The 12910-nt window shown below is 42.7% G+C and carries 11 protein-coding genes; 2 read left to right on the top strand and 9 right to left on the bottom strand.

The features are described from left to right. Nucleotides 1-76: 76 nt before the first annotated feature. On the bottom strand, nt 77-544 hold the full coding sequence (locus tag DCC82_RS07175; protein WP_108430295.1) for a DUF420 domain-containing protein: 468 nt from the start codon (nt 542-544) through the stop codon (nt 77-79). Nucleotides 545-595: 51 nt separating this feature from the next. Continuing rightward, nucleotides 596-1498 carry a cytochrome c oxidase assembly factor CtaG gene (ctaG, locus tag DCC82_RS07170; protein ID WP_015863325.1) on the bottom strand — a complete coding sequence of 301 codons (903 nt, stop codon included), beginning with the start codon at nt 1496-1498 and terminating at the stop codon, nt 596-598. Nucleotides 1499-1617: 119 nt separating this feature from the next. Here ctaG and DCC82_RS07165 point away from each other — a divergent pair, with 119 nt between their 5' ends. Next, on the top strand, nt 1618-1953 hold the full coding sequence (locus tag DCC82_RS07165) for a hypothetical protein (protein WP_041269609.1): 336 nt from the start codon (nt 1618-1620) through the stop codon (nt 1951-1953). A gap of 40 nt (nt 1954-1993) precedes the next feature. Here DCC82_RS07165 and ctaF read toward each other — a convergent pair whose 3' ends face one another. From ctaF to cyoE, 5 genes are all read right to left on the bottom strand, one after another. Continuing rightward, nucleotides 1994-2326, bottom strand: coding sequence for a cytochrome c oxidase subunit IVB (gene ctaF, locus DCC82_RS07160; protein ID WP_015863324.1), 333 nt, complete (start codon nt 2324-2326; stop codon nt 1994-1996). Between the two features lie 4 nt (nt 2327-2330). Beyond that, nucleotides 2331-2951, bottom strand: a complete 621-nt coding sequence (locus DCC82_RS07155; RefSeq protein WP_015863323.1) for a cytochrome (ubi)quinol oxidase subunit III — start codon at nt 2949-2951, stop codon at nt 2331-2333. After that, nucleotides 2951-4810, bottom strand: a complete 1860-nt coding sequence (gene ctaD / locus DCC82_RS07150; RefSeq protein WP_097354281.1) for a cytochrome c oxidase subunit I — start codon at nt 4808-4810, stop codon at nt 2951-2953. The genes DCC82_RS07155 and ctaD overlap by 1 nt, the downstream gene beginning before the upstream one ends. 36 nt (nt 4811-4846) lie before the next feature. Beyond that, the gene (coxB, locus tag DCC82_RS07145) at nt 4847-5917 is read right to left on the bottom strand and encodes a cytochrome c oxidase subunit II (RefSeq protein ID WP_097354280.1); all 1071 of its coding nucleotides are present in this window, start codon (nt 5915-5917) and stop codon (nt 4847-4849) included. A gap of 90 nt (nt 5918-6007) precedes the next feature. After that, the gene (gene cyoE, locus DCC82_RS07140) at nt 6008-6937 is read right to left on the bottom strand and encodes a heme o synthase (RefSeq protein ID WP_081189620.1); all 930 of its coding nucleotides are present in this window, start codon (nt 6935-6937) and stop codon (nt 6008-6010) included. A 455-nt stretch (nt 6938-7392) separates the two neighbouring features. Between cyoE and DCC82_RS07135 the strand changes: the two genes are divergently transcribed. Continuing rightward, nucleotides 7393-8352, top strand: coding sequence for a COX15/CtaA family protein (locus tag DCC82_RS07135; RefSeq protein WP_015863319.1), 960 nt, complete (start codon nt 7393-7395; stop codon nt 8350-8352). A gap of 34 nt (nt 8353-8386) precedes the next feature. On the opposite strand, the gene pyc is transcribed toward DCC82_RS07135, so the two are convergent. Both pyc and DCC82_RS18025 read right to left on the bottom strand, forming a co-directional pair. Then, a complete protein-coding gene (gene pyc, locus DCC82_RS07130) occupies nt 8387-11830 on the bottom strand; it encodes a pyruvate carboxylase (RefSeq protein WP_108430294.1) in 3444 nt (1147 codons plus the stop codon). A gap of 312 nt (nt 11831-12142) precedes the next feature. Continuing rightward, nucleotides 12143-12910 (bottom strand): transposase (locus DCC82_RS18025; RefSeq protein WP_233252947.1); only part of this gene is annotated, 768 nt, incomplete at its 5' end.

Raw genomic sequence — 12910 nt, 5'->3', positions numbered from 1 at the left:
ATGTGTTTTATATGTATACGTGTTTTATCCACCTTTGTTTACTATAAGAAAAACCCGACAAATTTCGTGTCGGGTTTTAAAAACCTAAAATAGCTTTAATCATTGATGTTGTTTCCCCGCCTTTATAAAATACGTAGAGAAGCAAATACACGGCAACGCCGGTTGCAGCTGTAAAAAACCAAATAACGCTTGTAATCGGTCCGAGCCGCTTATGACGGGCGCGATGGTCTTTTAAACCAGTCCAAAGCGTGACAATGCCAAAAATTGCTCCAACCGTAGCCAAAATAATATGAAACACAAGAAAGATCGTATAATACACTTTCACACTGTCAGGGCCGCCAAAACTCGTGTTCCCGATAAAAATCGTTCGCGATAGGTAAATAATAAAAAACAATAAAGCGAACACCGCTGCACTTAACATTGTCTTTTTATGGGCATCAATGTTTCTCCTCAGTATTAAATACCATCCATACGCCACTAACGCTGCGCTAATGACAATACAGCTCGTGCTAATGGTCGGTAAAATTGGCAATGAATACTCCATATCCAATTCCTTTCTATGTTTTATTGATTATTAAAACATTTCGATAAAACATTACGACTCAGAAGGTTGTGGGGATGCAACAGTTTCCAATTTTTCTTTTTCCTGCTCTTTTCGGTACCATTCCCTAAAGGCGAAAAAGAGCATTATGCCATAAATAATTTCTTGAATAATTTTCATTAATATCCCGCCAAGCTGCTGATCGTAAAGAAGCGGAACAGAAAAGAACATCTCTGGTCCTGTTAAATCAAGAGAAGCTAATGTCCCAGCGGGAACGCAAAGAGCAAGCGACTTCATCCACATTTGCGGATCGTAATAAGTCGCATATAGCGGTTTTCCAGCAAAAATAATTAAGGCACACGCCGGAGTTAATAAAGCGCCGTCTGCAAAAATGTAGCCTATCTTCTTAAGACCGCTGAGAGACTGCCAGCCCGGCATTTTATTAAGAAGAGGCCACCACATCATCCATGCAGCGACAAAAATCATCGTGGTAATTACCGCATGATAAAGCGCATTGCTGTTCGCTAAATCAAAAATAAATGGAACGTGATAAAATGAGAACAAGCTATTAAATAAAACAACCGCAATAAGCGGCTTTGTCAAAAACGTTACTGCCGCCTTTAATGGCCGAATTTCGAAAAGTCGCTCAAACAGCCAATTTGGTATTCCTAAAATAAGTAATGGTGGAGCCATAAAACTTAATATTGCCATTTGTATCATATGTGCGCTAAAAATCAAATGACCGAGCAAATCAACCGGCGAACCGAAAGAAATATAAAGCAACATGATCCCTGCGAGAAAATATGCTTTCTGCTTGCGCGTCGGTGGTCCTTCCTTTGTAAAACGAGTTCTCCAAGGCCCAACAATCATAAAATAAAGACACGTAATCAACAACAAAAACGCAAGGAAATAAGGACTCCATAACGCGACAAAACCAAACATGCTTAGCGATGCCATTTTCATATCACCTCAATTCTTTCTCTTTTCATTATACTACACTCCTATCGTTTGTCTATTGTTAAGCGCTATCAATTAACCTGTTTGCATCATACGAACATTTTATTGATAGCCCAGAAATGGATTTCAGTTGGGCGGTAGGCGGAGCCGCTATCGTTAATCCATTTGGTGAATACATCGCCGGACCGGTTTATAACGAAGATACGATTGTTTACGCGGATTGCCATGCGAATGAGATCAAGGCGGCAAAAGTGGTGTTTGACGGATTGGGGCATTATTCCAGACCAGATGCGGTTCAGTTATTGCTGCATGATCATGAACAAAGAAATCTTCTCCGCAGCTCAAAAGGACTTTCCTACCAAGATTTGAAAAATATTTCCGAAAGCACAGAAGTGCCGCTTGAAAAATTAGAAAAAGTTCTTGAGAAGATTGAAGCAAAATTGAGTCAAAACTAGTTTAAAAAAGGAAATCAGCTTTCGCTGATTTCCTTTTTTATTACCACCAAATAATTGTCGCAAACGCCCAAATGGTCACAAAGGCAACAAGTATACCGCCATACATGAAGAGTGCTGGCATTTCATGTCCTTTATGGCTCATATGCATAAAATAATACAATTGGAACAACACTTGTACCACAGCAAGAAGAAGAATAAATGGAACGGAAAACCAAGGCGAAAATTTATCATAACCAACCGCGGTAAATGCGATTAATGTGAACAAAATCATTAATACAAAGGAAATAACTTGATGCTTCATATCCTCCGCGTTTTTTTTGCGGCGATATGCTAAATCAACGCGCTCATTTCCAGAATTTGCTTGATTCACCATATATTCACCCCACCATTCCCATTAGGTATACAACGGTAAAAATGAATACCCATACGACGTCAATAAAGTGCCAGTAAAGACTCGCCACATAAAACTTTGGCGCGTTGTAAAGGTTCAAACCACGCTTCGCGTTGCGGATCATAAGCGTTAAAATCCACGATAAACCAAATGCAACGTGGCTGCCATGCAGACCGACTAGCGTATAAAAGGCAGATGAGAAGGCACTTGTTGAAAACTTAAGGCCTTTATGCACATATTCATAAAACTCGTAAATTTCTAATCCTAAGAAGCAGAGACCTAACAATACAGTGATGCCAAACCAAAGCATCATTTTCTTAAAGTCGAAGTTTTTCATGTGATAGATGGCGTAAACGCTTGTTAAACTGCTTGTCAATAAAAGCATTGTAGCGACAAACACGAGCGGCAAATGAAACAATTCCTGCGATGTCGGTCCCCCAGCCGTTTTATCTCTAAGCGCTATGAAAGTGCCGAAGAGGGAGGCGAAAAGAACTGTCTCTCCCCCTAGGAAAACCCAAAGTCCTAAAAATTTATTTTTTCCTTCGATGGTAGCTCTTTCAGGGGATGCGGGGAATGTTTCCGCCGTTAATTTTTCTTCAACATGCATTATGCCTTAACCCCCTTTTTCTCTGCTTCGATAATTTCGTCTTTATGAATGTGGAAACCATGATCATCAATGATCGAACGTAAGAACATAGAACCAAAGGTAATCACTAATCCAAGAATTGCTACCGGTAAGCCCCAAGAGTAATCGTTATGATACAAGAAACCGAATGAAGCGATAAACAGCCCAAGTGAAATGACAAACGGCAAGAATGAAGGATTTGGCATATGGATGTCTCCAAGCGGTTCCGCCGGAGTTAAGCCTTTGTTACCTTCCATTTTTTCTAGCCAGTAAGCATCTAACCCGCGAACAAGCGGAGTTTGCGCAAAGTTGTATTCAGGTGCTGGCGAGGAAACCGCCCATTCAAGCGTGCGTCCGAGTCCCCAAGCATCCGCTTCAGCTTTTTCTCCTTTGAACGTAGTGATCACGATATTGATTAAAAGGACGATAACACCTGCCGCCATCAATAAGGCACCAATTGTACTAATCAAGTTTCCAGTTTCCAAACCTTGGCCCGGCAAGAATGTAAATACGCGGCGAGGCATACCCATCAAGCCAAGGAAGTGTTGGATAAAGAATGTTAAATGGAATCCGGTAAAGAATAACACAAATGTCAACTTACCAAGCTTTTCGCTTAGCATTTTGCCAAACATTTTTGGCCACCAATAATGCGTGCCGCCTAATAAAGCTAGCACTACACCGCCAACAATGACATAGTGGAAGTGAGCAACGATGAAGTAGCTGTCATGATATTGATAGTCAGCCGGCGCTACTGCCTGCATAACCCCGGTTACTCCGCCGATAACGAAAGAAGGAATAAAACCAATAGCATATAACATTGGCGTTGTAAAGCGGATGTTTCCGCCCCACATCGTGAATAACCAGTTAAAGATTTTAATACCTGTCGGAACAGCAATGGCCATTGTCGCAACCGCAAAAATGGCGTTCGCAACCGGTCCCATGCCAACTGTAAACATATGGTGCGCCCATACCATGAATCCTAAAAAGCCGATCAATACAATCGCAAACACCATGGAAGAATATCCAAATAAGCGTTTCTTAGAGAAAGTTGAAATAATTTCAGAAAAAATACCAAATGACGGTAGTATCAAGAGATATACTTCCGGGTGACCGAAAATCCAGAATAAGTGTTCATAAATAATCGTGTTGCCGCCTAATGCCGCATTAAAGAAGTTGCCACCAAATAAACGGTCCATCATCAGTAAAAGCAATCCAGCCGTTAGCGGCGGGAACGCAAATAAGATTAACGCAGAAGCAACGAATGTTGCCCACGTAAACAACGGCATACGCATGTATGTCATGCCTGGAGCACGCATCGTAATGATGGTTACGATGAAGTTAATCCCACTGATTAATGTACCGAACCCGGAAACTTGTAAACCTAATACGTAAAAGTCAATTCCGTGTCCTGGTGATTCTAATGATAACGAAGCGTAAGACGTCCATCCTGCATCAGGCGCTCCGCCTAAAAACCAAGAACAGTTTAGAAAAAGCCCCCCGAAAAAGAATAACCAAAAGCCTAATGCGTTTAAGAACGGAAACGCAACATCGCGCGCACCGATCTGAATTGGAACAATCGCATTCATCAATGCGAATAATAACGGTGTTGCTGCCAAGAAAATCATTGTCGTACCATGCATCGTAATTATTTCATTAAAAAGACCCGCGCTAACAAAATCGTTGTTAGGCACCGCAAGCTGAATACGAATAATTAGAGCCTCGATACCACCCATGATGAAGAAAATACCGCCGGCAATTAAGTAAAGGATGGCAATTTTTTTATGGTCGACCGTTGTAAGGTAGTCCCATATTAGGCTCTTTTTACGAACTGCTGTACTCACGGATTTAAACCTCCTTTTTTATAGAAATCCCGTTTGTTATTCAACCTTTAGACTCATTAAGTATTTCGTTAAAGCATCAATTTGCTCATCCGTTAATTTAGCATATGTTCCTGTCATTTTATTTCCAGGTTTCACACTTTCAGGGTCTTTTAGCCATTTCTTTAAGTTTTCCTCATTATGCTCTAAAATACCGGCAATGCGCTCGCGATCGCCGAAATTTGCCAAGTTTGGCGCTGTACGCGCTTGTTCTGGACGTTTGTCAATTGGAGTAACCGCGTGGCAGCCAATACAGCTTTTATTGAAAATTTCTTCTCCCTGCTTAGCAACCGGATCTGTCACAACTGGTTTTTTCGCGTTTTTCATTTTTTCAATCCATTGATCAAATTCTTCTCTAGGAACTGCTTTTACTTTGAAGTCCATCAATGCATGGGAAGGACCGCAAAGCTCCGCACATTTTCCGTAGAAAATGTTGCCCGCTTTTTCTGCTCTTTCTTGATCAAATTCTAGCCAAAATTGGTTTTTGTTTTCAATGTTTGTATCTATTTTCCCGCCAACTGCAGGAATCCAGAACGAGTGTTTTACGTCTGATGCTTTTAAGTTAAAATACACGCGCTCATCTGTCGGAACCACTAAATCTTGGCTTGTAATTACGCCATAATCAGGATATTCAAACTCCCACCAGTAAAGACTTGCGCGAACATTGACAACAAGAGTATCTTTATCGCGCTTTTCTTTGTTCATCGGTTTGACGTCTGCGAGTTTAAAAGTCGCAGCAACCGTCGGAACTGCCAAAATAAGCAAAAGAATAATCGGAATAACAGTCCAAAGAACTTCAAGTTTATGATTTCCTTCTACTTGTTTTGGAATTTTGTTTTCCTCACCTTTACGTTGCCGAAAACGAATGACAACGTATACAAAGATAATCGTTACAACAACAATAACGAGTAACATAATGGCTGTGCTAAGCAGCATCAGTGAAAATTGTGTGTCTGCTGCTTCACCCGCCGGCTGAAGCGTCGATAAAAACGGCTTGCCGCAGCCAGCTAACAGAAGCGCTATCATGCTAAAAAGAGAAAATAAGCGCCAGTTATGTAGCCATTTCTTCATAGCCTAATCAAACCCCTCTTTCTATTGATGAAATAAAAAATTTTATATGAATTCTTTCTCTTTATGGAAAGAATTTTAAACGAACTCCATTTACCAAAGGGTAGCGATAACCATTGCTACAAATAAAATCGTCAAATAGTTAAGGGAATAAATAAACATCCACTTCGCCCACTTTAAGTCGTCTTTCATTTTAAACCCATAAAGTCCCAATGCAAGCCATCCTACGTTTAACAACGTAGCAACAGTTAAAAACGGCACGCCTAATGAGTACAAATAAAATGGCAGTGGCAATAAGCACGCAACCCATACAACGATTTGCCGCTTTGTCATCGCAAAACCATGAACAACTGGAAGCATTGGGATGCCTGCCGCCCGATACTCTTCGCATCGTTTCATCGCCAATGCCAAAAAGTGCGGTGTCTGCCATATAAACATAATCAAAAATAAAACAAGAGGAACGACATGGAAATCCGGATCTACCGCAGTCCAACCAATAACCGGCGGGACAGCGCCAGAAATGCTTCCGACAACTGTGTTCAATGTATAGTTTCGCTTCGACCACATTGTATATAAAAATATATAAGTAATAGCGCCAATTAACCCAACAATAGCAGCAGTGACCGTTGTCATTAACAAGCTGAGCGTCCCTACTGTTATGAATATAATTCCGAGCCACAATACTCGCTTCGCTTCCATTGTCCCTGTTACTGTCGGCCGCGTTTTCGTTCGTTCCATAAACTGGTCGATGTCACGGTCAATGAAATTATTGATGCTACACGAACCAGCTATAACAAGTGCGGAACCAAACAGCGTAAAAAATACAATATGAAGATTTTCCAAAAAACCTTCTCCCATAAAATAGAGAGCTAACCATAATCCAGTGAATGTCGTAATTAGATTCGAATTAACAATTCCGATTTTCACGACCGACGAAAACTCTTTCCAAATGGATCTTATATTTGCACGCGAGCCTTCACCCGAATGAGCAGCTTGTTCATGTATTGCTTTTAAATTAGCCATTCACCCGTTCCTCCTATCGCACCGTCAACTTTTTATTACATAATAGACGGTGCCATATAACAAATTTTCTTCATCTCCATCATATCATAACACATGCAAATCATCATTGCAGGAAATTATTTCTTCCATTAGAACGAAAAAACCTATTTTCTCTTTATATTAAATCACATTTTTATGACATAATGTGAACTTTTTTTGAATAATTTGTGTCAAATTTTCGAATTACAAAAAACGTATTATTCTCTCCATCAAGAGAAAACGCTTTTATTGCTTATCCTATTATATTTCTAGCAAACATAATGAACTTATTCAATATGTAAATATCAGTTTGTTTTTCTTTCGGCATCATGTAAAATGATATTGGCGAAATTGCTCTTACAATTTCTTTTTTGTAAGATAAATGTATACTTATTATTGACAAAATAATGATTTCTCAATATAAGAAGGTGAAGATTTTGCAACGTTCTTTAAAATGGTTTGCATCGGTCACAACGTTGGCAATGCTATTTGTCCTCATCGGCGGGGCGCTCGTAACAAAAACCGAATCCGGCATGGGGTGCGGACGGTCATGGCCGCTTTGCCACGGTCAGCTAATCCCTTCGCAAATTACCCCTGAACTCGTTATTGAATTAAGCCATCGGCTCGTATCCGGTTTGGCTGGCATGATGGTGCTGATTTTATCCGTTTGGGCATGGCGTGCTATAGGGCATATTCGCGAAACAAAATTTTTAGCAATCGTTTCATTTGTGTTTCTTGTTTTACAAGGGTTAATCGGTGCTGCCGCTGTCGTTTGGGGACAATCTGATTTTGTGCTTGCATTGCATTTTGGTATTTCTCTTATTTCATTTGCTGCTGTTTTTTTATTAACATTGCTCATTTTTGAAGTGGATAAAAAATTCGATGCCCACTCATTAGTGCTTGATCGAAAAATGAAATTCCACATTTACGGCATCATCATCTACTGTTATGTCGTTGTCTATACCGGAGCATTAGTGCGCCATATGGAAGCAAGTTTAGCATGTCCTAGCTGGCCGATTTGCTCAAAAACCCGAATTATCCCTGTGCAGCTTCACGAATGGGTTCAAATGGGACATCGCCTTGCCGCAGCGATTATGATCATTTGGATTTCTATCGCAACAATCCGGGCGGTGAAATATTATAAACATCAACGTGTCGTTTACTGGGGATGGATCATTTCCCTTGTCCTCGTGTTATTACAAATGATAACAGGGACACTGATCGTATTGACACAATTGGATTTGTATATTGCTTTGGCACATGCCTTCTTTATTTCTTGTTTATTCGGCGTTCTTAGCTATTTAGTGATGCTTGCTGTACGAAGCAATTATAATAAACAAAAAGCGCAAGAGGTAAGCCGCAGCACAAACACCGTTCCATCTATGTTGCTCAAATAAAAAAGCGCTTGGAATCACCCAAGCGCTTTTTTATTTATTTTGTTAATTCAATTAGTAAGTCTCCTGCCTGAATGGCATCTCCATTTTTTACATAAATGTCTTTAATAATCCCAGCAAATGGTGCTTGTACAGTTGTTTCCATCTTCATCGCTTCTGTAATCATTAAATGATCGCCTTTATTCACTTTTTCACCTTTTTCCACTAACACTTTCACTACCGTTCCCGGCATCGTAGCAGCGATATGGTTAGGATTCGTACGATCCGCTTTGATCCGTTCCACGACCGCCGATTTAATGCTTTCATCGCGGATAATGACCTCGCGCGGTTGCCCGTTCAACTCAAAATAAACGACGCGTGTGCCATCCGCCTGCGGCTGTCCAATGGAAACTAGTTTGACAATGAGCGTTTTTCCTTTTTCAATTTCAACTTCGATTTCCTCTCCTAGACGCATTCCATACAGAAATGTCGGCGTATCAAGAACAGAAATATCGCCATATTTTTTGACCGTTTCCGCATATTCTAAAAATACTTTCGAATAAAGGGCATAAGCAAGCACATCAAAATCCGTCACTTCACGGTCAAGCGTATGATATAACTCTTCTCTTAATTTTTCAAAATCTACCGGCTCTAGTAATTCCCCAGGCCGAACCGTAATCGGTTCACGCCCTTTTAAAATAATGCGCTGCAATTCTTTTGGAAATCCTCCGTATGGTTGCCCTAAATATCCCTCGAAAAACTCAACTACAGAATCCGGAAAATCAAGTGTTTCGCCGCGTTCAAAAACGTCTTGTTCGGTTAAATTATTTTGTACCATATAAAGTGCCATATCACCGACAACTTTTGAGGATGGAGTTACTTTGACAATATCCCCAAACATATCGTTCACACGGCGATACATTTCCTTCACTTCGTCCCAACGGTCACCAAGTCCAACTGCTTTTGCTTGTTGCTGCAAGTTGCTATATTGACCGCCAGGCATTTCGTGCATATACACTTCTGTATGCGGAGCGTTCATGCCGCTTTCAAACTCTTGGTAAAATTTGCGCACATCTTCCCAATAACGAGATAGCTGTTCAAGTCCTTGTATATTCATCTCCGGCGCGCGTTTTGTTCCTTCTAAAGCGTAATAAAGTGTATTGGCGCTCGGCTGCGAAGTTAAGCCTGCCATGGAACTAACCGCAACGTCAACGATATCTACTCCAGCTTCAATCGCCTTCGCATACATATAAATGCCATTTCCGCTCGTATCGTGTGTATGAAGATGGATCGGAATATCAACGGTCTCTTTCAAAGCAGAAATAAGCACATAAGCGGCTTCTGGCTTTAATAAGCCAGCCATATCTTTAATGGCCAAAATATGTGCTCCCGCTTGCTCCAATTCTTTGGCGATTGCTTTATAATAATCAAGATTATACTTCGGACGGCTCGGATCTAAAATATCCCCTGTATAACAAACGGCCGCTTCAGCGATTTTGCCTGTTTGCCGAACGGCGTCAATGGCCACCGTCATTCCTTTTACCCAGTTTAAACTGTCAAAAATGCGGAACACATCAATTCCCGCTTGCGCTGACTTTTCAACAAATTCACGAATCACATTGTCTGGATAGTTTTTATATCCAACCGCATTCGCAGAACGCAATAGCATTTGGAACAAAATATTTGGAATTCGTTCCCGCAATTTTAACAAGCGGTCCCACGGATCTTCTTTTAAAAAGCGGTAAGCAACGTCAAACGTCGCTCCTCCCCACATCTCTAGCGAGAATAAGTTTGGCAATAAGCGCGCCGTTGGCTCAGCAATACGGACCAAATCGACTGTGCGCACGCGCGTTGCAAGCAGCGATTGATGTGCGTCGCGGAATGTCGTATCCGTCAATAATACGCGATCTTGTTCCTTAATCCATTTAACAAGCCCTTCTGCACCTTGTTTATCGAGAATTTGTTTCGTCCCGCTCGGAATTGGCTCTTTATAGCTTATTTTCGGAATGCGCGGCTTATCAAAAACTGGTTTTTTCTTTTTGCCGATGCCCGGGAAACCGTTTACTGTAACGGTACCGATATATGTCAGCATTTTTGTACCGCGGTCTTTTCGGCGCGGGAACACAAACAGTTCCGGCGTCGTATCAATAAACGATGTATCATATTCTCCTGATAAAAACTTTGGATGTTGCACGACATTTTCTAAAAATGGAATATTTGTTTTAATTCCACGGATTCGGAACTCCCGCAAATTTCGCAACATTTTCCTCGCGGCTTGTTCAAACGTCAGCGCCCATGTAGACACTTTCACAAGCAATGAGTCGTAATACGGAGTGATGACTGCTCCTTGGAATCCGTTGCCTGCGTCTAGGCGCACGCCAAACCCGCCGCCGGAACGATATGCCATAATCTTTCCTGTATCTGGCATGAAATTGTTAAGCGGATCTTCCGTTGTTACACGAGATTGAATCGCATACCCGTTAATGCGAATATCTTCTTGTTTCGGAATGCCGACTTCTTTGCTATGAAGCGAATAGCCATCGGCGATCAAAATTTGCGATTGAACAATATCGATTCCGGTGATCATTTCCGTAATCGTATGTTCCACTTGAATGCGCGGATTGACTTCGATGAAATAAAAATCGTTGCCAGACACGAGAAACTCTACCGTTCCCGCGTTCACATACCCTACATTTTTCATGAGTTTGACCGCAGCTTCACATATTCTCTGCCGCAATTCATCCGATAGCGAGACGCTCGGCGCCACTTCCACCACTTTTTGATGACGGCGCTGTACAGAGCAGTCACGTTCATAAAGATGGACAATATTCCCTTCATAATCGCCTAAAATTTGCACTTCAATATGTTTTGGTCTTTCAATTAGTTTTTCCACATACACGTCATCGCTGCCAAATGCGGCTTTCGCTTCCGATTTTGCTCGTTCGTACGCTTCTTTCACTTCCGATTTAGAGCGAACGATGCGCATTCCGCGTCCGCCGCCTCCTAGGGCAGCTTTAATAATAATCGGGTAACCATATGTTTCTGCAAAACGCACCACTTCTTCTAAACTATGCACCGGTCCATCGCTTCCCGGAATGACTGGAATTCCCGCTAATTCCGCTTGATGGCGTGCTTTCACTTTATCGCCAAACATATCTAAATGCTCTTCATTCGGACCGATAAAAATAATTCCTTCTTCTCTGCATCGTTTGGCAAATTGAATATTCTCCGAAAGAAAACCATATCCCGGATGAATCGCATCGACATCGTGAGCTTTGGCAATTTCAATAATCCCTTCGATATCTAAATACGCTTCAATCGGTTTTTTTCCTTCGCCGACTAAATATGCTTCATCCGCTTTATAGCGATGATAAGAGCCAGTGTCTTCCTTCGAGTAAATAGCAACGGTGCGAATGCCTAGCTCTGTGCAGGCACGGAAGACACGAATGGCGATTTCTCCACGGTTTGCGACAAGTACTTTGTTAATTCGACGCGTTTTCATAGTCTATCTTCTCCTCCCTCTAGAAATGTTGATCTATCAAGGCTTTTCGGCCTCTCAGGGGTGTCCAAAAAATATTTTTCGACNGGGGGGAAGCATATTCGATGCACCCTTTGGATCTCCGCGTCGCTGATGAGGACGAACCCTCCCATGTCTCCGGGCGTCTTCGCGCCAACATTCCCTCGTTCGGTCTCGTCATCAGGCGGAGGCCGGCCAAGCTCCTTTAGGGACTCAAGGTCGAATGGATGAAATCACGCCAGCTTCTCCGGTGTCATCTCGTTGTCCAACGATTCTTCCGTTCGCAGGGGGGAGGCCTTAGGCCGCCCGTTGCACCTGGGACAAGACGTCCTGTTTCATTCGCTCCGCGTCAAACGCTTGTTTCTTCGTACAAATCGCAAACAGCACATTCAACAGCTTCCGGCACAAGGCGACGATGGACTGCTTTCCGGTCAGCGGATTGACGGATCGGGTCGTATAATACTCATGCAGCTCGCGAAACGCCTCGTTATGCCGAATCAGCGGAATCATCGCCCGAAACAGCACCGAGCGCAACCGTTTCCGTCCCCGTTTGGAGATGTGCTTTTGCCCTTTGCGCTGGCCGGAGGAGTTCTCCTTGAGCGTCAGGCCCGCCAACTTCACCAATTGGCGCGGGTCCCGATAATGGGCGAAGCTGCCGATCTCCGCCAGCAGATCGATGATCGTGGCGTCTCCCAACCCGTCGACCGTTTTCAACCATTGGTACTCCATCGTCGTTTGAACCAATGCCTTCAACTCGGCGTCCAGTGCAGCGATCTCCGCCTCCAATTGGCGGTATCGGCGGACGAGCGCGGCGATCTCAAACCGGGCCATCGCTGTCCCTTCCGTCACCCCAATCGAGTCCTTCGCGGTGTTGATCAACGCCTGAATTTTGGCCTTCTGCGGGCATTTCATCCCTTCGCTTTGCCGGTACACCTCAAGAAGCTCCTCCACCGTCCGGCCGGCCATATCAGCCGGAAGCGGCGTCCACTCCAACACCGAAAGCGCCGTTTTCCCCAAGTCACGAAACACGGTCCAAAACTCTGGAAAATACCGATCCGTCCAGCG

This window comes from Geobacillus sp. LYN3 (assembly GCF_003064505.1).
In the GTDB taxonomy this organism is placed as follows: Bacteria; Bacillota; Bacilli; order Bacillales; family Anoxybacillaceae; genus Parageobacillus_B; species Parageobacillus_B toebii.
This window is presented reverse-complemented; position numbering and strand designations above follow the sequence as displayed.